Raw genomic sequence first — 24411 nt, 5'->3', positions numbered from 1 at the left:
ACTCCTTCAAAAAATTGTATCAGATTAACATGATACCAATTTTATTATAAAATAACGTATTCATACTTGTTCATTCTTCGCGCTATTTTCTTGTTCTAAATTTCCGTAGCTAAGGCTATGCAAATTCATCACGGCGGCATAGCACAAAAAAGCAACTCCGTTTTCTATACGACATTTTACAAATAAATTGGTATTACAGATTTTTATCTAGGTCTTTTCTGTAAAAACTGGGATTCATTTCAAAATAGGATTTAAATACACGATTAAAATGACTTTGATCAGAAAAGCCCGTTTGATAGGCAATTTCGGTTAATGAGTTTGATGAATCCAACAGCAAAGGAATTGCTTTTTTGATTTTATGTTGTCTGATATATTCACCCAGACTAGCAGAAAGATATTTTGGTACGGATCTGGATATATGCACAGGATGTACACCTAATTGATCAGAAAGATATTGAAGACTCAACTCCGAGGTGTCGTAATGTAACAGTTCTCGTAATCTAATAATCCAATCAGGAATGTTCTTGGAGTCATTCTCTTTAATCTCTCCTAACCCTTCACTGATTTGCAACAATAATAGCTCTACCGAAACTTCACTATACTGATCCGACAGTACAAATTCGTGATATAGTTTTGCAAAAAGGAAATGTATTCTAGGGTTTTCTATTAATTGGCTTCCTTCTAGGAGATTGATAGTTATTCCATTACTTTGAAACCAATCTTGCTGAAATTCTAAATGAAACCCACTTGCTTTTTCAGAGTGCTTAGAACCATAATGTGCTTCTTGCCAATTATTGAACATAATGCTTCCTGATGGACACAAGGTTTTTGCTTTGGAATTACAATCCATCATATTACCTTGTAGCACAAACATAAAATACGGATTCTCATGATAGTGCCAGGCTGTTTTTTCTACCGTATACTTGTATTGAGATAGTAGAATACCATTAAAGGAAACTTCTGAGTTTTGTTTTCCATAATATGTCCCCTCCTTTAATATTTTCATTCATTGTTAGGCTTGCTCAGAATATCTACTATAAAAATTCTGTGAATTTCTAAGATAGCAAATTACATTGAATCCAGGTTTAATAGGAAAGAAGAATATATTAAAATCATCTGTTAGCTTTCGAGTTACCCCACTCTTCATCACCTTTAGGCTACCACTTCGACAAGCTCAGTGTGACAGCTCAAGGTTCGTTATTCTCGAGGACAGTACTTAGGCAAGAATCGAGTAATCGAAGTCCGGTTCGTCACCCTTCGAGAGCACTTCGACAAGCTCAGTATAGCACCTCAGGGTTCAAAATAACTGAGAGCTGTACTTCGACAGGCTCAGCATTCTCAGGATTGAAGCCTGGATCATTCGTCTACGGAAACCGCTGATGTGTCGACTACTTTTTCAGGAAAATAATTCTTGGTATTTTCATCAATCAATTCTTTCAGTTTGCTTAAATTTTCATCTTCTTGCTCCTTCATAGAACCTGTCATAAATGAAATCAAAGATTTTGCAAAAACCCCATTTCCTTTAACCATTGATTTAGAGTTGATCATAGTCTTACCATCCTGTTCTTTAAAAAACATTTCATAATCCATATCCATAAAATCCATGGTAAACGTCATTGCCATATGCTCATTTGGTTTTATAGCTGTTATGGTCTCTTCCATCACTATTTCTTCTCCTCTATCTTCTACATAGATTTTAGAAACGGCTCCGACTGTATTCGCAGTACCACTTACTAATTCGGTTTTTTTAAATCCCTCAAGCCATTTCGGCAAATTGGATTCATCTGATATCACTGCCCAAGATTCATTGGCAGGTTTATTGACTGTTATTTCACTTTCGTAAGACACTGATGGTGTTAAGAATCCTTTTCCAAAGAATATTAACGCCAGTACTATAATTAGATATAGTAGATATTTTAAATACTTCATTTTGTGGTTGTTTTTATTGTTTTTTGTTAGTTGTCAAATGGGATTCTCCATTAAATATTTAGTTCAATATCAACTTAGTTGTTGTAGTTTATTTCATAAAGAGAAGTTTTGTCTTCCTATAAATTTATTAAATTAAATTTAAATATTTTCATCACACACCACCTATTTATCAGGATGTTACATTTTATTCAGGCATTTAAGCAGTGTAAAAATCAACCTCTTCATTGATTTTTACAAGTATTTTACAAAAGACACGAATCAACATATATTAGAAAACCCAGCAAGATGAATCTTGCTGGGTTTTCTAATATATGTCAAAGTTTAGTGATTTTGTTTCCTCTCCCCCAGGGAGAGGATTAAGGTGAGGGTGTGAACTAAAACCCCTCATCCTAAATCCAACGCTCCTTCTCGCCCATCGCTAAACGCTGTCGTCCAAGGAGAAGGAACTCTAACTCAGGGTTCGTTTATTTACTCTCAGTAATCCAAGTATTGATTTTATCTTCTAACAGTGCTAATGGAACACAACCTGTTTCAAGTACTTCGTTATGAAACTTGCGGATATCGAATTTATCTCCTAACTCCTTCTCTGCTTTGGCACGTAGTTCTCTGATTTTAAGCTGTCCGATCTTATAGGATAGCGCTTGACCAGGATTAGCCATATATCTTTCAATTTCTGAAATTATTCCTGCTTCAGATTCTGCTTCGTTATCCAATGAATATTGTATCGCTTTCTCACGTGTCCAACCCTTAGCATGTAATCCTGTATCTACTACTAAACGGATTGCCCTATGCATCTCTGCTCCTAGCATCCCGAAATATTGATACGGATCTGTGTATAGTCCCAATTCTTTTCCTAATGACTCTGAGTATAATGCCCATCCTTCTCCATAACCACTATACCAAAGTGTTTTACGGAATTTTGGTAATTCTTTACTTTCTTGAGTTAATGAAATTTGATAATGATGTCCAGGAATCGCTTCGTGTAAAAACAAAGATTCATCACTATACACATTATATTTTGTTGCGTCAGGAATTGGTGTATAAAATATACCTGGTCGAGTTCCGTCTAATGATCCTGGATTATATTCTGCACTGGCAGAATTTTCTCTAAAGGCTTCTGTACGTCTTACTTCAAAAGCGGTTTTTGGTTTTACGTCAAATAACTTTTCGATCTGTGGTTTCATACGATCATGAATCGCATTAAAATTATCGATTACCTGTTTTCGTTCTTTAAAAGGCATCAACTCCTTTTTATTACGTACATAATCAAAGAATGATTTTAGATCTCCTTTATATCCAACTTGTTCTTTAATTTTCTCCATTTCACCAGAAATACGAGCTACTTCGGATAATCCTAAAGTATGAATTTCGTCTGCTGTCATATTGGTGGTTGTATATAATTTGATCTGATGTTTATAGAACGTTTCTCCATTAGGAATTTCAGAAACACCAGAGCTTTCTCGTCCAGCTTCCATATAATCAGTACTCATAAACTGATGTAAGCTTTTATAAGCAGGAATAATCTTTTCTGAAACCATGTTACTATACGCTTCCGTTAACTTCTTTTTATCTTCTTTAGAAAAACCTTCCGGAAAATTCTTAACTGGTGAATAGAATAAATGTGCTTCAAGATCTTCTACAGTAAGTGCTTCTAATTGTGGTAACACTTTAGTAATTAATGATTTTGGAAGCACATAGCCTTCTTTCATTCCTTCTTTCATTTTTTCTTCTGCAGAAGTCATCCAAGCTAAATATCCATCCAAACGTTTTAACCAGTTATTATAATCTTCTACCGTTTTAAATGGTTGTGCGCTGGCTCCGCTTGCTAATTGCCCTGCTCTTAAATTGATCGACCACATCTGATCAATAGGAAAATAGTCTTGACGATACTCAAATCCGGCCAGATTCATATCACATTCCCATTGTAGAATGGCTTTGGTCATTTGTTCACTTTTAGAAAGATCAGTTATATCAAATTCACCTAGTTTCTCTTTATAACCAGTGTAATATGTTTTTATCTTGGCTACCGTTTCGTCTGCTAACGGATTAGGAAACTGATCATTAAAACGATTATCACCAGCAAATGTAGCTTGTACAGGATTGAGTTTTAGTCCTTCTTCATAATACGCATCCAGCATTTCATTAAATGCTGCACTTATATCTACCGTTGTATTTTCTGAGGTGGTTTCTACCTTTTTTTCGTTTTTACATGCCATAAAAACGAGGGCAAAACAGGTTGCCTTAAGAATTCTTTTAATCATAATAATATATTTGATTGGAGTACAAATAATAATTTGTTCAAAGCCTAAAAGTAAGCATATCGAATTGTACAGGTGGTTAAGGTTTTCTTAATACAGAGGTTCGCGGTTTTTATATAACAAACCATCACAAAAAGTTCATGTGAATTAATAACTTTTCGAATATTTTTTCTTTTCTTCTAATTGAGTTACTTGCTTACCGTTACCTACTAGAAATTTTGTAGGGAGTGTTTCTCTATCCTTAAATCGCTGTAGAAATACGATGAAATGTAAATGCGGCCCGGTAGACCACCCTACATTACCACTGTATCCAATATGTTGACCCTTTTTTATCATTTCTCCAGGTTGCACTTTAGCACCACTCTTTTTAATATGGGTATATTCTGCAAAAGTTCCATCAGAATGATATACTAATATGTAATTATTAAACTTGGCGCAATCCTGCTCTGTACAAGTTTTATCAAAGCTTTGTTCTACAAGTACTACCTTCCCATCTCTTGCGGCATATATAGCAGTTCCTATTGGCATTTTAAAGTCCAAGGCATATTCGTTATGGTGAGAGACTACACCATTATATCCTTGTGTTACCATATACTCAGCTCCTTTCTTAAAAGGTAAATGATATGCATAATCTTTATCGTAAGAAATCTGTAAATGATTCCCGTGATTATATCGTACACTAAATCCTAATCTCAGCGCTTTTTTTCTGTCTATAACCGTAAGATCTGCTACATAGAATTTGGTGGTCTGCGCTGGTACTTCTATAATTTTAATATCTCCAATACTGGATGAAAGGTTCTCTATTTTAAAATTAATCTCTACAGAAACCGGACAAAACTCACCATTATCTGCATAGATTTTATATCCATTCTCATTTTCCTCATAATATACCTTAAAATTTTCTTGTGCAAAAGTGGATATCGATAGTAGACTACAAATCCAAAAGATAACGCTGTTCATATTCAATTCATTTCCAATTACTAGAATAAAATACAGTTTTTTAATCTATAATTCCTAATCAGAAATATTTTTAACTAAATCTCTTAATAATTAAACTTGTATGTTATACCTCCTAGCACTTGTATTCCTTGTACAGGAAAGTTAGACCAACGTTCGTAATTTTCACCGGCTAGGTTGTTTCCTTTTACAAAAACAGACAATTTATCATTAAATCGATACCCAAGATTTACATTCGCATCAAAATAAGTATCTAAAGTTATCGTAGTTTCAGGAGTTGGTGGTGAAAAAGCAACAGAAGTATTAATATCTTTTCGTTCTCCTACATAAAACAGTTGTGCACCTGCAAACCATTGATCTGTAATCTGGTAATCCAGTAATGCAGCTACTTTTAGGTCTGGTAAATTCCAAGCTTCTTGTTCATCCTCGGTGTTATAACTAAAATATTCTGCAGATACTCCCAATTTAAATTTCTTATTGATATTAAAATTCAATTCTCCATATCCACTCAATGTCAAAATATCATCATATCGATATGAAAAGGAATTACCAAAATCATACCCTTCTAATTGTAATATTTCTGGTCTATTGTTTACAAACAAAGCCTTATCATTTTCGGAAGCATAACCACCTCTAAAATTATAACTCACCACATCAGAGATTTTTCCTTTCAACCCTATGTAGGCATCAAATTGATTATGTGTGGTAGTCAAAAATAACGTTGGCGACACGTATGGATTGGCTTGTACTGCATCTCTATAAGTGTTTTGTTTTAAACCTCCTTCTAAACCTCCGTATGCAATTACGGCTTCATCCAATAATCGATAGGAAGCGGTAACTTTAGGATAGATAAAAAAATCGTTATCATTATTCTGACTATCTATACTATAAAAAACCGCTGCTCCTAGATTCAATGTCAAATTATCTCTTAGCACTACTAAACTTGGCTGAATCCCTAAATTAAGAATACTAAAGTCATTAGGTGTCTGTAGCGTAAGATTCAGTGGCCTATCAAAATTTCCTCCTAGATAATCAATGATAAAATCTGTAGTGATTAATTCATCTGCAACTTCAAACTCGAATGTTGGGGTAAAAACAGCATGATGTTCTGCTGTACTCAATGCATCTCCAAAATATCGATAGTTTAAGGAAGCTCTTTTAAAATATAAATCATCAAACTGCAATTTGCCCCCCAACTTGGCCCCAAAATAATTCTGTTGAGGGTCAATTGCATCAATTTCTGCTTGTGTCAGTACAGGAGTTTCTGGTAAACCATACCAATTATATAATTGGTGCTCCGCTCCTACTTCTATTCCGTATGTAAAATCTTTGGTTCGTGAGGTGTAGTTCAGATCTAAAAACGTATTATAAAATTTATCATCGAGCGCTACATCTTCTATTCCTCCTTGTGAGGAGTTATGATGTAAGTACAACCCCATATTATCCGTTCGGTTTATCTGAAAATTGCTATAAAATTCCGCTAATACCGAAGTGAAATTACCAAATCCTAAGGTTGCATAATTATCATACAATGGAATTTTTTTTGGTCGGTCTATATTCGCAGCTCTACCTTTTGCCGGAGTAAATGTAGATGCCACAGGAACCGAAAAAATACTATATCGTAGCTGCTTTTTCTTTTGAGTAACCGAATCATTGAGGACCGGTGTAGATTTCACTTTAAAAGCATCACTGATCGTTGGTGTATAGGTCTTCACGATAACCACACGTTCTGTTTCTATAGTTTCCTCTTCTTCTTTTTCCTGGGCAAAAGTATTACTCACTATTGTAACACTTAGACATAAAAACAGTATTATTTCAGACCTCACTGGCCTTCTTAATTTCTTACAATATCTAAACATAAGATACACTCGTTTAATAACTGATTACTATTGTTCGGTTTGGATGGATGAATTTGTTTTAGCTTCTTCGGCTTTGATTTTTTTGAGTTCGGATCGTGCTTCATCAATCACATCCTGATAATCAGTAAAGTTTTTGATAACACTTTCTAAAATATAGGTGGCTTGATAGGCGTCCTCTAATCCATAGAAGTTTTTAGCCATCAAGACTAAACCTTTGGCTCCATATAATTTATAACCCGAATAATCTTTAGCTAACTTTTGCACGGTTTCATTGGATGCTTTATAACTGCCTTCTTTGTTTTTAAAATAAGCATCGTAATACAAGGCTTCTGCTGCAAGTTCTCCAGTAGCAATTTTTCGAACCTCTGCGTAGGCTCTTTTGGCTCTGGCATCATCTGCAGTTTGTAATGCGGCACGCGCAATAAAAATCTGCGCATCACTTTTTACATCATTCTGGATTTTTGGGTTCTGCAATACCTTTTCGGCATATGCAATGGTTTCCTGATAATGTACCAGTTGATAATGGGATTTCATCAAATTAGACTGTGCAAATATGATATTCTGCGGAAAATCGGCAGCTGTTTCCAGTCGTTCTAACACAGGAATCGCTTTGTCATAATTACGATTCTCTAGATAGATTTGAGATAATCTCGCCAATGCTTGTTCCGTGAATTCTGTGCGGTCTTTTTGCAACACATATTCATAATGCGGAATCGTAGCCTGCTTATCTCCTTGTTTGAAAAACAATTGTGCCAGATAAAAATGACTCTTTAATGCGTGAAGACCATTTGGAAATTCATCCAGATATTTTTGGAAACCGGCAATGGCTCCATTATCATTATTTTCTAAAAACTGTTTTTCTGCTGCTTCATAAGATGTATTATCCAGATCTGCATCAGTTACATCTACAAAGCTTAATCCTTTTACCCAACTAGAGTATTCATCTGTTCTACCTAAATCCACATAGATCAATCTAGCTGTATTTACTGCTTGTACTGCCTCATCCGTTCCCGGATAATCGGCTACTACTCTTTTAAACTTTATTAAAGCTCTATTTCCCTGATCACCATTATAATAAATCAACCCTTGTTTTAACAATGCTTTGGGCACATACGAACTCCTTGGTACTTCCTTAACCAATCGATCATAGGCTGCAATACCATTTTGGGTTTTATTTTCTGCTACATAGGTATTTCCTAAAGCGAACATGGCATCATCGCGATAGGTAGATCGTGTATATTTTTTCAGGAATAGTTCCAGATCACTGATTTTCTTATCATTCTTTTTCACAAAACCGTAACTAATCGCTTTCTGATAATGGGCATAGTCTGCATCAGCTCCCCCATTTTTAATTGCTTTGTTATACGCTTCCATCGCCGGCCAATACTTACTGGAAATAAAATGACTGTCTCCAAGTCTAAGATATGTATCCGTTAGTCTTATCTCATCAACACCTCCTTTTTTGGAATAGGTATCAAAGAAATCTGCAGCTTGTGGATATTGTTTTAGTTTAAAGTAGGTATATCCAATATTATAATCGATTTCAGCATACTCCGTAGTTGCTGATGCACCTTCACTTCCTTTAAACTGTTTGAATCCAATAAGAGCTTCTTCAAAATTACTCTGTAAATAATCACATTCTGATTTCCAGTAAATAGCTTTTGCAGTAAATTTTGGATCCGTTTGCTGAGCCAAAGATTTATCAAAATATACTTTGGCTTCTGCATAATTACTTTCATTGTATAATTCTACACCACGGAAATAAGCTACTTTTTGATACACTACCTTATCATCAAAATTACGACTGCCTTCTAACAAGTCCATAGCCTCTTTATAATTCTTAGATGTGATATATGAACTGATCAATAATTCCTGTATCTCTTCTTTGAATTCGGAATTAGGATAGGCTTCTGCATAGGATAATAATACTTTTGGTGTACTCTCATATGAATTACCAATCTCATAACTCAACTTTGCATAATTATATAGTGCATCTTCCTTAATCTTAGCCTCAAAATCCATTTCTGAAGCATTCTTAAAGGCGTTCAGTGCTTGTTGTTTTTGATCTGTCTTTAAATATGATTCTGCTAAATGGTAATACGCATTCTGAGCAGTAGCATTACGACCATCTACAATTTTATTAAATTCTGAAATGGCATTGGTATAATCACCTCCTTTATAATAAGCATATCCTAACTGATAATAATCGGTATTGTTCCATTTTCCTTTTCGGCCTCTGTAAGCCTTCAGATGTGGTATCGCTTTATCGTATTGACCAAGATTGAAATAACTCTCACCAATAATCTTATTCAGTTCTGATTTTTCTGAAGGTTTCGATCTAGAAAGTTGTCCTAATCCATCATTGATAGCTTCCTCGAATTTTCCAGATTTAAAATTCATATCACTCTGGAAATATGACAAATTCTTATTGTATTTATCTAAATCCTTTACTTCATCAAAAAGTTTATCTGCTTCCTGATAATTATCTCCTTCATAAGCTATAAAACCAAGATAATATTTTGCCTGAGCACCGTATTTATCAGTCTCTTCTACTTTGGTTAAGAACTTTTTTGCTTCATTAAATCGCTGAATTTTAAAATATGCATATCCATTATTGAAGTTAAACTTTTCTTTTTCGGAACGGCTCATATTACCTTCATCTACCTTATCGTACCATTTACGGGCGTAGGCATATTTACCATTATCAAAATAGTAATTGGCTACATCAAGATATGCTGCATTACGTTTAATACTTGTAGGATATTGTACTACAAACTCTTCCATCAATGCATCTGCTCCTTTTTGATTAAGCCATACTGCACAATTGGCTATATAATAGGTGCATTCTGCATCAATATTCTCGTCATCTACGGCATCTCTAACTTTATCAAACAAATTCTGAGCTGCCAGAAACTGCTTATTATTATAAAGTTCTAAAGCCTGATTATACAGTACTAATTCGTTAGTGTAAATTGCCGATTGTTGCGCAGAAATCTTCGAATATAGGATCGCAACAAAAAGCATCAAAGTGATGTATTTGTTCATGTAAATATTTCTTTCAAAGTTTAGATTCCGGATTATACCAGAATACCAGTTTAATAGAAATTTCAAGGTTTCCCTTGACCAATTTTTCTTAAAGTAAATATCGCTTCCCGTGAATAAATTTTGTGTTAAAGATACCCTAATCTTCATCTTAATAACGAAATAATTTGGAGATAATTACATCAATCATCATTTTTCGGATCAGATATGATTGCATTTATAATTTTTGTATACTTTTTGGCTCCTTTATGATTCAAATGATCAGGATCATATAAATCAGATTTCTCTAATCGAGAATCTTGACGCAAATCAATATACATCACATTATTATTATTGGTTGCCAAATCATTACAGGAGCTTGTTATTTTTTCAAGCTTATTTGAATCCAGTAATTCTAAATACCCTTTATAAACGGGCATATCCACCAAATAGACATTACAATTTATCTTCTTACAATACGCTATAATGGATTGAAGTCTAATGATATTTTCTTCAAAATTTAACAAGAAATCTTCATGTCGTTCTGCTGTAGCTTTGCTTTCTATATCCAAAAGCTCTCCGCTTGTATTTTCATAATACGTCCCCCAACCATTCGCATCGCATCCTATGATTGTTCCTTTTTCTAAATATTTATGAATTAAAGAAACAGAGTTATCAAAACGGCGTGTCATTGATAAACTATACTTTTTAAAATCAAATGGACCAATAATTGGCACATCTAACTCCATTTGACTACGATAAAAATATTTCCGCCATACATCTTCTTTAGTATTTTTTAATTGACTCAAACTATAATAACCAATAGTAATAATAACATTCTGTAAGTTTGAAAGACTATCTACATGCTTCTCGAATAGTAATTGATCAAAATATAAACTTTGGCTTATATTGGATAGATTTAATGCCTTTATATCAAGGTATTCCGGATTAATACCAAAAAAAGCGTGAGAATCACCCAAAATCAATGTTTCTATATCATCATAGCTCGTTCTAATTATTTGATGTTTATAAGAGTAATTAGACTCCACAGTTATATAGAAATACTCTAAACCTCCCCATACAATTAAGATAGGCACCAGAAATACTACTATTTTTTTAATAAAAACCTTCATCATTAAAACTGAAAATATATAAAGGTTTGTAAATCTCCTCCATAATAAAACACCAAAAACAAAGTCCCATAATAAATCAAATATCTAATCGGTTTTGAAGATATATAGGAAATATCCAGTAGATGTTCTCTCTTTTCCTGAAACCATTCTATTAATAAATACCCAATCAACAAAATCAAAAACAACTTATTTCCTTCAGGTATAGAAAAGAAGGATCCAGAAAAAATCTGATCGATGTACCCAAAAGCTTCAACACTGGTTTCCGCTCTAAAAAACACCCAAGCAATGGTTACGATAAAAAAGGTAATCCCTACTCTAAAAAAATCAATAATAAGGGATTTTTGATCTTTCAGAAACACTCTTAATTTTGTATTCTTACCTATAAACACAGTACATATCAATACGATTCCGTGAATCAATCCCCAAAATAAAAAAGTAAGATTGGCACCATGCCATAATCCACTTAGTAAAAAGACTATTAGTATATTAAAAATCAATCTGGCATTTGAAACTCTATTACCTCCCAAAGGTATGTATACATAATCTCTGAACCAGGTAGAAAGTGAAATGTGCCATCGTCTCCAAAACTCGATTAGATTTTTTGATAAATACGGAAAGTTAAAATTCTTCATCAGATCAAAACCTAGCAATCTTGCAGAACCAATAGCAATATCAGAATACCCGGAAAAATCACCATAAATCTGAAAACCAAAAAATATGGCTCCACAAAACAATGTACTACCTGAATACTCTGTATAATTTTCGAATAGATTATTGGCAATCAACGCACAATTATCTGCAATCACCATTTTCTTAAACAATCCTCCAAGAATTAATCGCAATCCATCAATGCTTTTATTGTAATTGAATATTCTGGTTTTCTGAAACTGCGGTAATAGATTAGAAGCTCTTTCAATAGGCCCAGCAACCAATTGAGGAAAAAACGAAACAAATGCAAAAAATGAAACAACATCATCCGTAGGCTCTATTCGTCTTCTGTATACATCTATAGTATAACTCAATGTCTGAAAGGTGTAAAAACTAATACCTACAGGAAGAATAAGTTGTACAGAACTGTAAGATATAGGCTTCCCGAATAACAAAAAGGCCTCTGTAAACGTTTCTATAAAAAAATTAAAGTATTTAAAAATAAAAAGTACACCAAGATTAAAAAACAAACTGATTCCAAATAGTATTTTTCTCTGATTACGTAACGCGGATTTCAATTGTCTGCCAACTAAAAAATCAATCAAGGAACTCAAAAATATTAATGATAAAAATCGCCAATCCCAAAAAGAATAAAACAGGTAGCTTATTATAAGAAGAAAAACATTTTGAATCCTTATCGATCGATTAAATAAAAACCAATACAGCACAAAAACAATTGGAAAAAATAACGCAAAATCAACAGTATTAAATTGCAAAATGTATGTGATATGAATTCTTTGGAAAAGTACTTAAAATCAACGTGGATAAAAAAACATTTTTAATAAATGCATTATTGCATAAACTTTTTACTTTTACTAAAATTAATAAATTCAGAATCTCATACTATGTCAGAACCGGTTCTAAGCCTTAAAAACGCTTCAATCTATCAACGCGAAAACCTAATTCTATCAGATGTTAATGTAGAAGTTAACAAAGGAGATTTTGTATATCTGATCGGAAAAACGGGTACCGGAAAAAGTAGTTTTATGAAAACTCTTTATGGAGACATTCCTTTGATAGAGGGAGAAGGCAGTATCGTAGATTTTGATTTAAGCACATTAAAAGAAAACCAAATTCCTTTTTTAAGAAGAAAATTAGGGATTGTTTTTCAGGATTTTAAACTCCTTAATGACAGAACCGTAAAGGACAATTTATTGTTTGTACTAAAAGCTACTGGTTGGACTGATCAGAAAGCCATGGATAGTAAGATTGATAATGTACTGGATAAAGTTGGGATGAAAACCAAGGACTTTAAGTTCCCATATCAATTATCTGGTGGAGAACAACAACGAATCGCAATCGCCAGAGCATTACTTAATGACCCAGAACTCATTCTTGCGGATGAGCCAACCGGAAACTTGGATCCACAGACTTCTGTGGAAGTTATGGAAGTACTACAGGATATTAATAAAAATGGTAATACCATCTTAATGGCCACACACGATTATGCTTTGTTACTTAAATATCCATCAAAAACATTGAAATGCGAAGGCAACAAAGTTTTCGAAGTAGTACAACGAAAAGGGTAAGTGTGGAGTCAGAAAAAATCATGCCTTGGATTCATAGTAATTATAAAACAATTTATGAAGCTTCATATGATGGACATCCATAGCGAATGCTCTTAAAGATCTCGCTCATTATGGAACTGGATGATGAAAAAAGTACTGAATAAGCTTTTTGAATTTGAAGATGGATACTAAAAAAACACCACAGTGACTTTGTTTTCGGTATATACAAAAACTAATTCTTTTCTTTTGGAACCGTATTAAAATATCTATCTAAAAAAACAAAAAGAACAATAAATAGTACCCAATCGTTATAAAAAACATATCGTTTATCAGAATGAGTTGCAATGGCAAGAAGCGCAATATTAGAAAAAGTACATAATATAACAAATGAAATAAACTTTCCTAAAACCAAATCTTTTCTCCTTAATAATAACAAAATGCCAAAAGCAAAAAGTACTATATGCAACAAAAGATATTTACTATTTCCTAATGATGCCTTAATATTCTGGATATACAACTTTAGCCATTCTTTAAAATTATCCAACAATAACGGCTTATACATTTTCAGTAATAAATTATCCGTAGCTATGTATTGCATATCAGAAGACAGCCCTTTTTTCTCAAAATGTTGCAATCCATATTCATGAATAGTTTGATTACAGATATTGACATAATTTTGTCTAAAATGATCAAATGAACTTATAGAATCATAAGTATTTGCAAATGAACTTGTCCATTCTTTTTCATCCAATCTTTTTTTGACTGATTTAAAATATTCTCTTTCTTCTTTCGAATTAAAAAGCACTACATCTTCTTTATCGGAAACATAAAAAACAGCGGCTCCAATGCTTGGTCCTGTAAAAGGTGTAGCTACAAAGTGTCCATACTGATAATAATGAAAACTTTTATCGAATAAGTTCGATAAAAATGGAATTGTAATAAACAGTAATCCAACCAATGCATAACTCCTCTTATTAGTTATTATTAGCATATACGTGGTTACGATCAAACCTATCGGAACTAAAGATAAAAACTGACCTCTAACAAAAATCAGAATTAGTAGAACCATTGCTCCGTAAATCAGATTCTTTTTTTGCAATCTTACCAAACCATAAATACAATTGGCTATAAAAATTAAATACAAGGGATATGCAAGTGCTTCAGTCTGAAGTTTATTAGCAGTTAGATGAAGATATAACAATGGAGCTAAAAGTATTAATAAGCTTAGTACAGAAAATAGCTTTTGAAACTTTAAAATTCTCCTTAAACAAGTATGAAGAATCCATACACCATATATATTGATCGTTAGCTGAACAATCAACAATGGATATTCAAAATAGCTTCCGAATATTTTTTTAAAAAAAGAAAGAAATATAATATAACCTGAAGATCTATTAATCTCCATTGACAAAAAGGCGTAACTATCTAATTCGTATATAACTCCACGATATAAAACCAAAAAACAGGCAAAAAAATAAACCAAAAACTCCGATTTTATATACTGTCTTATATTTTTAAGCAAAGTATTTATCATTAGCTTTTATTTTGAGGCTTTTCAGAAGAGTCTTCTTTTTTATACACATGTGGATTTTCTCGAATTCCTTTTTTGAAGATTTTTCGAACTCCCATTCGCAGAGATGAATCTAGTTTTAGTATTTTATCTTTAAAAAATTGACCAGGCCTCCCTCTAAATGTGGTTACGTGAAAAGATGTTTTAGCATCTACAGGTTCTGTAGAAAAATAATAATTGGAAACACAACATCGTACTTGATCTTCTTTTACCTTGCCAACTGAGTGCCAAGAGTTCTTGTGAGTTGCCATAACCACCAATCTATTGAACTTCGAATTTATTGATACAGGATCGCTTTTTAATCCGTTTGGCCATAATTCCAAGCTTCCTCCATTACTAGATTCCCAATTTGGAGTAACATAATATAGTAAATTGAGTACACGCCATAGCTTTATGTCTTTATCATGAGAATTATCTAAATGTGGATTTAAGTAATTTCCTTTTCCCATCATAGAAATTCCTCCAGCATAAAGGTTTTTATCAGGCACCACATTATTATAATTACAAATCACAGCAATAAGATTAACAATTCTATCATCTTGAAATGCATATATAATCTCTTCTAATAATGGATGATACTTATTCATCTGTGCAGCTACATACTTATATTCTCGAATACTTTTTTTAACCTTTACATCTTTGGTTCTTGGAAACTTATCAAATATGTCTCTAGCCAAATCATCCGGTAAAAGATCATCTAAATAAAAATATCCAATACCTTCACTTGTCTGGTGAAAGTGATTTTTTAAAACTTCTTCATTATCTTTGAGTTTTAAAAAAATAAGATCGGCTATTTTATCTCTATTGAGGTGACTCATCTATCCAATTACAAATTTGACCTAAAAATAATTATAAACTTCTAGTAAAGCATCTTTAAATGTTATCAATTTTAATTCCTGTTTATAATTACAACACTACTTCATTAATAAATGAAATACACGAACAGGCAATTTTTTCTGGTATTGATTTTGAGATACTCGTTTTTGATGATGGATCTAATGAATATACCAAAGAAAACTGTGCGATTAATACCTTGTCTTTTTCTGAGTATAGGATATTACCCAACAACATAGGCAGAAGCGCTATTAGAAATTCATTGGCATCAACAGCTCAATACGATTTTCTTCTTTTTTTAGATGCAGATATAGAACCTTACTGTGATACATTTATCAAAAAATATGTAGAGGTACTTACTTCTAAAACAGAAATCATATCAGGTGGTCTTCTATACAAAAATACCAAACCTAAAAAAGATCAAATGCTTCGATGGAAGTATGGACATAAAAAAGAATCTGTTTTGGCAAAAGAAAGGAAAGAAAAACCTTATTTATCCTTTCTTAGTTCTAACTTTTTAATAAGAAAATCATTATTTAAGACAATTACTTTTAATGAGAATATACCAAATCTAGCCTGCGAAGACACGCTCTTTGCACTAGATGCTAAAGCTAAAGGAATCACCATAGAACATATTCATAATCCTGTATTTCACCTAGGACTGGAAAACAACAATGTGTTTTTAAAAAAATCACTAGAGTCCGTAGAAGTTCGACAATCATTAATTCAGAAAAGACTATTAAAACCAACGGATACTAAAATTACGGATTTAGCATCAAAAATTGAAAAAAACAGACTTCGCGGTCTAGTTGTAATATTTCATAAGTGTACAGAAAAATTATTCAAGAAAAATTTAATTTCTCACAATCCCTCATTACTTATATTTGATCTATATCGACTCGGCCACTATTTTCAACAACAAAAGAAATGAGTAGTAAACCACTATTTTCAATTATTATACCACTGTACAATAAAGGAAACACTATTTCTAATACGTTAACATCCGTGTTAAAACAAAGTTATGTTGATTATGAAGTTATTATTATTAATGATGGCTCTACTGATCATAGTGAAGAAATTGTTTTGAATTTCAACGATAAAAGAATACACTATTTTTTCACCAAAAACAATGGTGTTTCTATAGCTAGAAACCTCGGGATAGAAAAAGCGAATGGAAAACTTATTGCATTTCTTGATGCAGATGATTACTGGTATCCTAATCATCTAGAAATATTATCCCAATTATATCAAAAATTTCCAGATGCTGGTTTATACACAACCTCATATGAGAAAAGATTTAATTCTAAAGCTACTTTTACAGCAAATTTTAATAAGATTGATTCCCAAGGTAAGTCTTTTATGTTAGTTGAAGATTTTTTTGATTCGAGCCTTATAGACGTAATTGCGTGGACTTCAGCCTGTGCAGTTCCTAAAAACATTCTCGATACAATTGGTGTTTTTGATACTTCTATTACCCACGGAGCCGGAGAAGATACGGATCTTTGGATTAGGATTGCCCTTACCTATGAAGTAGCGCTTGCTACATATGTAACCGCCACCTATATTTTAGATGCAAACAATAGAATTTCGAATACGAATACGCTGAAAAGGAATTTTATGGATTTGAATAAGTTTAATGAAGAGGAAATAGGAAATCAAAGTCTGAAAAGATATTTGGATCAAAATCGATATGCAATATCACTGCTTTATAAATCGGCTGGGGATCACGAAACAGCAAAGAAATATAAAAAAGAAATTGACTATAAAAACCTTAATACAAAACAAAAAATATTATTGGCAGCTCCTAAATTTCTTTACAATTTTTTAAAAACTATTAAGAGTAAATTAATTTTAAATGCAGGTATCAAACTATCCGCGTTTGAATAGTGAAAAGTCGTTAAAATCTCTGATATAATCTTCTTCTTCAAAAACTTCGGAAGCTAGTACAAGGCAAACTGAACCAGAAGAAAAATTCTCTAACTCCCTCCATATTCCGGATTTAATCAATAATCCTTTATTTGGCTTATTAAGGGTAACCTTCTTTTGGTTTTCACCATCATGTAAAATCACATCAAAACTTCCACTTAACGCTATAAGAAATTGACATAAATTTATATGCGCGTGGCCACCTCTACTCGCATCACTGGGAACATCATATAAATAATACACTCGTTTCGTTTCAAAAGGAATAACATCCTTCTCCACTACCGCTATATTTCCCCTTGGATCTTTTATCTTAGGAATCTCTATGATCTTACAATCCTCAACGGTGGTTGTGTTTTTTATCTTTTGCGTGGAAGTATTGCTTGCCATTGTGGAATTATATTTTCTATTTTAAATTTTGATACACTTGCGATCGTTCCATCTTTACAATTTTTGTAAAAATCACGATCGTCTATCATTTTGTCCAAAGCCCTACTATATCCGGATGCATCTTTGAACGGTACTAAGATACCATTCTTACCTGTAACTATAACCTCTGAGGGGCCTGATTTACAGTCTACAGAAACTACAGGTGTTCCCATAGCTAAGGATTCTATCAAAACCATCGGAAAGCCTTCATAATTGCTCGTTAAAGTAGTAAACAATGCATGTTTTACATATGGAAATGGATTTTCTGAAAACTCCTTAAAAACTACATATTCTTGTATTCCACAGGATTTAACAAGGTTTTGAATCTTTGCTTTATCCGGACCATCGCCAATTATAAAAAGTTTTATTCCTTGCTTAGGTAAATTCGATTGAGAATAGGTCTTGATTAAAAAGCTATAGTTTTTTGCCTCATCCAAAATTCGGCCATAGGATAATATATATGGTTCTTCTGGTACATCAACCTTAGCTTTTGATAACATATCCCAATGAGCTTCGTCAAATGCATTATATATACATCTTCCTTTCTCTAAACCATATTTTTCCTTAAAATGAATCACCGAATCTATAGAAACCCCTACTAATTCGTATGAATTTTGATACAAATGCTTACCTAAAAGCTTATTATTAGGAAAATAACTACTTAGGTTATAATTATGAACTACAAACACCGTATCTATTTTCTTATATACAAAAGTATTAATAAACCATTGTTTAAACCACGAAGGGCGGGATGCTGCGTCAATGATATAATCAAATTTATTATTGCTCAGTGTCTTTCTGCTAATAATAAACTTACGCCAGCGTTTGTGTAATCCTCTATAAGCTGAAGTTAGCGATTCTAGATTTACTAAGTTTCCTTTATAATCATACACGATGTCATCCAAAATACTTATGATTGTTACATCATATCCTGAATCTAACAACATCTTTGATAAGATAGCACTCGATCTTTCTGCTCCTCCTACTCCTAAAGAAGAAACCATTATGCAAACTCTTATGTTGTTTTTTTGATCCACCTTAATTAAATATCTCTATCTGGTCCAAAAAATGATTTCCTGAATACCAGCATCAATAATAGAAAATAAAAGACATAATTAAAAAAATACGCCATAGAAGCACCAATAAAACCGAATTGATTTATCAAATAAATACTTGCCAGATATAAAAAACCAAACGAAATGATCTCTGTAATTATATAATACCAAAACATTCTTTTAGCCAGGAACTGGTATGCTATTACTAAAGAAGCTATTTTAAAAAAATCTCCAAACAATTGCCATAAAAACAAAGGTTCCATAGGCATAAAATCATCAGAAAAAAGAATTCTGATTATTATATTTCTTAGAAAATAGATAATTAAGAACCCAAGAACAAATACAGGTAAGATTGTCTTATAAAAATTTATGACCTCCAATCTAAAATATTTACTTCTCTTTATTTCTGCCAATTTAGGCAGCAGATAAATCGTTAACAAAGTTGTTATAAAGAGCATATATTGACTACTAATACTCTGTATCGCCTCCCAATATCCTGCTTCTTCTGCTCCATCTGTATTAATAATTAAATTTCTAATTCTAATAAGAATCGCAGGTAATATCGTAGCAGATATCAATGCCATTATCGCATAAGAACTTAGTCTTTTTATGTATTTCAAAGAGACTTTTGTAAACTTTAGAGGTTTAATAATATTTTTTAGCTTGGTCATAATCACGACTGTAATTAGAAGTGAAATTGCAGGATTTATTATGATCGCTATAAATGCACCTTCCAACCTATATTCCCATACTAAAAAGACAGTAATTAATAAACCTATCAAACTACTGGCGATATTAATCCCTATATATACCTTATATTTAGAATAGCCATTGATTATTGCCAGACATAATGTATTGATAGAATAAAAAGGTAATGCAATCGCTATCGCTTTAAAAATAAAACTATAGTCATATTCTTTACCAAATATCAGTATATTCCAAAAATTAGGATCAAGATATAACCAACCTGATAAAATTATAGTAACTACAAAACAAAATAGATAGGTAGTTGATAACATTGCTATTAACTCCTCTTTATTGCTTTTAAATTCTGCTATATATTTTACAACTCCATTATACAACCCTAAGGTACCTATGGATTGTATTGAAGTCAAAACGTTACGAAGATTACCCATCAAAGCTAGCCCTTCCGGGCCTAAGAATATTGCTATCACTTTTAGGCTTATAACACCAGTAATCATTTTTACAAAAACACCAATCGCATTAAAAGAGCTAACTTTAATTAAAACATTGTTTTTTAATTTATCAAAGTATGAGTTCACTCTATTAATATTGATTTAGTGTCTTTATTATCTGCTCGATTTGGTGATTTTCTAAGCCTATATTCAAAGGAATACTTACTACTTCTTCGTGAATTTTTTCGGTGATTGGTAATGAAAGGTTAGAAAACTGTTTTAACGCTTTTTGGTGATGTGGTGGAATTGGATAATGTATAAGGTATCCTATTCCTGTTTTTTCTAAATAATCACAAAATTCAAAACGATCAGCTATTCTTACAACAAAAAGATGAAATACATGATTTTCTGAACCATCCCAGAATGGTAACTGAATTTTTTCGTTTTTAATTTCTGACAAATATCGTTTAGCTATTTGCCTTCGTAATTTATTATCTTCCTCAAGGTCTTTAAGTTTTTCTAGCAAAAATGAAGCTTGTAATTCATCTAATCTGGAATTTACTCCCGGATAATCATTTTCATACTTTATTGACGAACCATAATTACCTAGACTTCTTACAATTTTTGCTAATACTGCATCATTTGTAGTTACTGCACCCGCATCTCCATATGCTCCAAGATTCTTAGCCGGATAAAAACTAAAAGAAGAAGCATTACAAAGATTTCCAGCCACATTATCACTATCATCTTTTGCACCGTGTGCCTGAGCAGCATCACTAATAATCAATAAATCATGCTGTTTTGCTATTGCATTAATCTCTTTCATCTTTGCTAATTGACCGTACAGATGTGTGGGAAGAATTACTTTTGTTTTATCAGTTATATACTGTTCAATTCGATGAGTATCCAGATTAAAAGTCTTTTCATCTGGTTCTACCAATACTGGTTTGAGTCCAGAATATTTTATAGACAAAATGGTTGCTATAAATGTGTTTGCTGCCACAATTACTTCATCACCAGGATTTATTTTACCTAATTCAATATATCCTCTTAGAATAAGCGTCAGTGCATCTAGACCGTTACCAACACCAATACAATATTTAGTGCCGCAAAATTTGGCAAACGTATGCTCAAACTCTTCTACAAAACCTCCTTTGATATACCTACCTGAATCTAAGAAATCAGAAAACCGACTTTTAAGTTGTTTATGATAACGACTATTAATTTTATGTAGATCTAAAAATGGAATCGACGGTTTATGTTTTGTCATTATCAAAAATATCTAACTACCTTTATTAATTCTATAAGCGCAAAAAGAATTCAGTAGGATTCTGTTTTTATTATTAAAGTATTAAAAATACCTTTACAACAAAGATATTTGTTTTTGTGTAAGCCCATAAGAACGTATCATATTTTTTTTAGAGTCTTACGCATAAAGACTTAATATTATTTTAATGAACATATTACTAGTAGGAGAATATAGTCGGTTACATAATTCGCTTAAAGAAGGTTTGATAAAAAATGGGCACCAGGTAACTATTGTTGGTAACGGAGATGTTTTCAAAAAATATCCTGTAGATATTGATGTTGATGGAACGTTTGTAAAAAATAATTTTCTTCTGAATAAAATCAGACATTTAATCTTTAAACTCACTTCGATTGATATCGCATCTATTGAAACTTTTATAAGATTCAAAAAGCATAAGAAATCTCTATTAAACTATGATTTTGTTCAATTGATTAATGAAACTCCTTTTAATATTGGATCTTATTTTGAAAAAAAACTCTTAACATTCCTTTTTCAAAATAACAAAAATGTCTTTTTACTGGCTTGCGGAGATGACTACAGATATATATCCTATTTACTTTCAGGAAAATTTGCATATAGCACAATAAGTCCTTTACTAGACAATCCGAATCTAAAAACAGCGTATCGGCATACATTAAAATTTGTATCTAAAAAACAAAAACAAATTCACGATTTTGTATTTAAACACATTAAAGGTGCTATCCCCGTAAGCGTAGAATATCATATTGCGTACGAAAACACATCCAAGACATTACCACTAATTCCTAACCCAGTAAATGTTGATAAAATTGAGGTTGTTCCTTTTGCAGATAATGGAAAAATAAAAATACTACACGGGATTAATAGGGCAAATTATTTAAAGAAAGGGAATCGATATTTTGAAGAAGCATTAGCTGTTATCATCAAAAAGTATCCAAATAAAATTGAAGTAATTACTACCGAAGACCTACCTTATAAAGAATATATAGCCCATTTTTTATCGGCTCATATTATTTTGGATCAAGCACAAGCTCATGATCAGGGATATAATGCTTTAGAAGCTATGGCTATGGGAAAAGTAGTTTTTACAGGTGCTGGAGCTGCTTTTAGAAAGTATTACAACCTAAAAGACATAGTTGCTATCAATACATCTCCGGATAGCTCTAAAATTGCGGAAAATCTAGAACAACTCATACTTAATCCTAATCAAATTCAAGAAATAGGAAGAAATGCCAGAGCTTTTGTTGAAAAAGAGCATCATTACAAGGCTATCGCAAAAAAATATGTGGATACTTGGAGAACTAACTGTTAGAAAAACCAGCCGCTTGTATTAACTAAAGACCTAATCTGTAAAAATCCTGTGTATAGATCTCACATCCCAATTCTTCTTTCTGTTTTAGTAGTCCAAAATTATTTTCGGTTACCGTTCCCATATCAAAGAATCTATATCCCTCTTCCCTATATCGATTAATCAACGAAATAAAAAGAAAATCAAGTGCTCTGTGTTTTTCGCCCTGATCCGTAACAGCTCCGTATTGAGACTTTATCACCTCTTTGGTTTTAAAAATAGTAATTCCTGCTAGAACTTCATTATCCAGGCTAATCACAAATTGTTTTATGGATTCAGGAAATTTATCTTTGAGTACATGAATTTCTTCTAATGAATGTACAGGTTTAGTACTATGCTTTTCTTCTAATCTTGGAATCAACACTTCATTCCAGAAACCAGAAAAATCATCTACTTCTGCTATCTCAAATCCAATACCTCTTCTCTTTTCGTAATGCTTCAGCTTACTTTTATGAATAGTAGAAGGCAAACTATAGTCTATTGCCAAATTGAGATCTCTACGATAGCATTCAACACCATACTCTGAAAAGAAAAAAATAAACTCATTAGATGGTTTTTTATGATAAAAAACCGGAATTGATTTAATATATAAACAATCAATTTTATTAGAACGAAGAAAATTGATTATATCAGAAAGAATGTTTCTCACTTTTTCTCCTCCAATACTAGTCGCTAATATCAATCCTCCATAGGTCAATCCCTGATGAGAATGCACCTCTTTCTCTCGAATATTAGAAGGAAAAATCGCTACTAATTTTGATTGATCATAAATCAATAAAGAAAAATCCTGAAATCGATCCGAATGATATTCCATGAAATCCCTATGAAATAAAAATGTACCGTTTTTAGAATTATCTATAAAACTATTCCATAAAGAATAATCATCTTTATGATATCTCTTAATCGTATACGTTTGCAAAATAATTATTTAGGAAAGTGAAAATACTTAATTTGTTTGAGTATTCGGAATATTAGTCTTACTTTTAGCTAACAAGAAAATTAGTTACGTTTTTTTCTTACAAAAAGGTAATAAAATTTATACCTGATATTGCTGCGTTAGTAATGATTATTGGTAACGACAAATTGAGGGACACCCCGTAAATTACAAAAGCCGCACACCCCACAGTATTTATAAGAAGAAGTTTTTTGATGTTATGCATTAGAAAGGATACAAGCACCATAAATGATGCAAAATATCCTGCTAGTTCTACTATAAAGTTTTGATTTACAAATACAAATAAATGCATTTTATCGATAAAATAAGTATTTTACCGTTACTTTAAAGGATTTTACAAGTTTTTAATCGGTTTAAGTCTTTACATTTGTCGGAGATAAAAAATATTGAAAATAAATAATTTACCCCTCAAAAACGAATTGATCCCAAAACCATAATTACCCCATAATTTCGACAAAAAATCCCGAGTTTCCTCGGGATTTTTTAATTGTATATAAATT

General features: G+C 32.3%; 19 protein-coding genes. 4 read left to right on the top strand and 15 right to left on the bottom strand.

What is annotated here, in order from left to right:
• Nucleotides 1-193: 193 nt before the first annotated feature.
• From Q0910_RS19490 to Q0910_RS19455, 8 genes are all read right to left on the bottom strand, one after another.
• Nucleotides 194-1006, bottom strand: a complete 813-nt coding sequence (locus Q0910_RS19490; protein ID WP_299220142.1) for an AraC family transcriptional regulator — start codon at nucleotides 1004-1006, stop codon at nucleotides 194-196.
• A 350-nt stretch (nucleotides 1007-1356) separates the two neighbouring features.
• Nucleotides 1357-1929: an SRPBCC family protein gene (locus tag Q0910_RS19485; RefSeq protein WP_299220140.1), complete on the bottom strand. Its 573-nt coding sequence runs from the start codon at nucleotides 1927-1929 to the stop codon at nucleotides 1357-1359.
• A gap of 464 nt (nucleotides 1930-2393) precedes the next feature.
• Entirely contained in the window at nucleotides 2394-4190 is a 1797-nt protein-coding gene (locus tag Q0910_RS19480; RefSeq protein ID WP_299220137.1) for a DUF885 family protein, read from the bottom strand.
• 144 nt (nucleotides 4191-4334) lie between these two features.
• The gene (locus tag Q0910_RS19475; protein WP_299220135.1) at nucleotides 4335-5147 is read right to left on the bottom strand and encodes a M23 family metallopeptidase; all 813 of its coding nucleotides are present in this window, start codon (nucleotides 5145-5147) and stop codon (nucleotides 4335-4337) included.
• An 83-nt stretch (nucleotides 5148-5230) separates the two neighbouring features.
• A complete protein-coding gene (locus Q0910_RS19470) occupies nucleotides 5231-6925 on the bottom strand; it encodes a TonB-dependent receptor (RefSeq protein ID WP_299220134.1) in 1695 nt (564 codons plus the stop codon).
• Nucleotides 6926-7030: 105 nt separating this feature from the next.
• Complete coding sequence (locus Q0910_RS19465; protein ID WP_299220131.1) at nucleotides 7031-10048, bottom strand: tetratricopeptide repeat protein; 3018 nt, start codon at nucleotides 10046-10048, stop codon at nucleotides 7031-7033.
• Nucleotides 10049-10227: 179 nt separating this feature from the next.
• Nucleotides 10228-11160 carry a hypothetical protein gene (locus Q0910_RS19460; protein WP_299220128.1) on the bottom strand — a complete coding sequence of 311 codons (933 nt, stop codon included), beginning with the start codon at nucleotides 11158-11160 and terminating at the stop codon, nucleotides 10228-10230.
• Nucleotides 11160-12410 carry an MBOAT family O-acyltransferase gene (locus tag Q0910_RS19455; RefSeq protein ID WP_366142687.1) on the bottom strand — a complete coding sequence of 417 codons (1251 nt, stop codon included), beginning with the start codon at nucleotides 12408-12410 and terminating at the stop codon, nucleotides 11160-11162. Before Q0910_RS19455 ends, Q0910_RS19460 begins: the two co-directional genes overlap by 1 nt.
• Nucleotides 12411-12710: 300 nt before the next feature.
• Between Q0910_RS19455 and Q0910_RS19450 the strand changes: the two genes are divergently transcribed.
• The gene (locus tag Q0910_RS19450; RefSeq protein ID WP_298548268.1) at nucleotides 12711-13394 is read left to right on the top strand and encodes an ATP-binding cassette domain-containing protein; all 684 of its coding nucleotides are present in this window, start codon (nucleotides 12711-12713) and stop codon (nucleotides 13392-13394) included.
• 211 nt (nucleotides 13395-13605) lie between these two features.
• Here the strand turns inward: Q0910_RS19450 and Q0910_RS19445 are convergent, their stop codons facing one another.
• Together Q0910_RS19445 and Q0910_RS19440 are read right to left on the bottom strand one after the other, a co-directional pair.
• A complete protein-coding gene (locus tag Q0910_RS19445; RefSeq protein WP_299220121.1) occupies nucleotides 13606-14907 on the bottom strand; it encodes a hypothetical protein in 1302 nt (433 codons plus the stop codon).
• Nucleotides 14907-15761, bottom strand: coding sequence for a 2OG-Fe(II) oxygenase (locus Q0910_RS19440; RefSeq protein ID WP_299220118.1), 855 nt, complete (start codon nucleotides 15759-15761; stop codon nucleotides 14907-14909). Before Q0910_RS19440 ends, Q0910_RS19445 begins: the two co-directional genes overlap by 1 nt.
• A 59-nt stretch (nucleotides 15762-15820) precedes the next feature.
• Between Q0910_RS19440 and Q0910_RS19435 the strand changes: the two genes are divergently transcribed.
• Together Q0910_RS19435 and Q0910_RS19430 are read left to right on the top strand one after the other, a co-directional pair.
• Nucleotides 15821-16708 carry a glycosyltransferase gene (locus Q0910_RS19435; RefSeq protein WP_299220115.1) on the top strand — a complete coding sequence of 296 codons (888 nt, stop codon included), beginning with the start codon at nucleotides 15821-15823 and terminating at the stop codon, nucleotides 16706-16708.
• Entirely contained in the window at nucleotides 16705-17664 is a 960-nt protein-coding gene (locus Q0910_RS19430; RefSeq protein WP_299220113.1) for a glycosyltransferase family 2 protein, read from the top strand. The genes Q0910_RS19435 and Q0910_RS19430 overlap by 4 nt, the downstream gene beginning before the upstream one ends.
• Here the strand turns inward: Q0910_RS19430 and Q0910_RS19425 are convergent.
• Genes Q0910_RS19425 through Q0910_RS19410 form a run of 4 tightly spaced genes read right to left on the bottom strand, consistent with a single transcriptional unit; the run spans nucleotide 17647 to nucleotide 21590 of the window.
• Entirely contained in the window at nucleotides 17647-18090 is a 444-nt protein-coding gene (locus Q0910_RS19425) for an FdtA/QdtA family cupin domain-containing protein (protein WP_299220110.1), read from the bottom strand. The two genes, Q0910_RS19430 and Q0910_RS19425, sit on opposite strands and share 18 nt — an antisense overlap.
• Entirely contained in the window at nucleotides 18060-19133 is a 1074-nt protein-coding gene (locus Q0910_RS19420) for a glycosyltransferase (protein ID WP_299220108.1), read from the bottom strand. Before Q0910_RS19420 ends, Q0910_RS19425 begins: the two co-directional genes overlap by 31 nt.
• Nucleotides 19134-19171: 38 nt before the next feature.
• Nucleotides 19172-20467, bottom strand: coding sequence for an O-antigen translocase (locus Q0910_RS19415; protein ID WP_299220106.1), 1296 nt, complete (start codon nucleotides 20465-20467; stop codon nucleotides 19172-19174).
• Between the two features lie 4 nt (nucleotides 20468-20471).
• Nucleotides 20472-21590 (bottom strand): DegT/DnrJ/EryC1/StrS family aminotransferase, encoded by a 1119-nt coding sequence (locus tag Q0910_RS19410; RefSeq protein ID WP_299220103.1) that lies wholly within the window; start codon nucleotides 21588-21590, stop codon nucleotides 20472-20474.
• Nucleotides 21591-21774: 184 nt separating this feature from the next.
• On the opposite strand from Q0910_RS19410, the gene Q0910_RS19405 reads away from it, so the two are divergent.
• A complete protein-coding gene (locus Q0910_RS19405) occupies nucleotides 21775-22920 on the top strand; it encodes a glycosyltransferase (protein WP_299220099.1) in 1146 nt (381 codons plus the stop codon).
• Nucleotides 22921-22942: 22 nt separating this feature from the next.
• Here Q0910_RS19405 and Q0910_RS19400 read toward each other — a convergent pair whose 3' ends face one another.
• Entirely contained in the window at nucleotides 22943-23875 is a 933-nt protein-coding gene (locus Q0910_RS19400; protein ID WP_299220097.1) for a GNAT family N-acetyltransferase, read from the bottom strand.
• Between the last annotated feature and the right edge of the window lie 536 nt (nucleotides 23876-24411).

Origin of the sequence: uncultured Aquimarina sp. (genome assembly GCF_947495315.1) — a bacterium.
Taxonomy (GTDB): Bacteria; Bacteroidota; Bacteroidia; order Flavobacteriales; family Flavobacteriaceae; genus Aquimarina.
The sequence above is the reverse complement of the archived record's forward strand: the minus strand, read 5'-3'. Positions and strand labels throughout refer to the sequence as shown.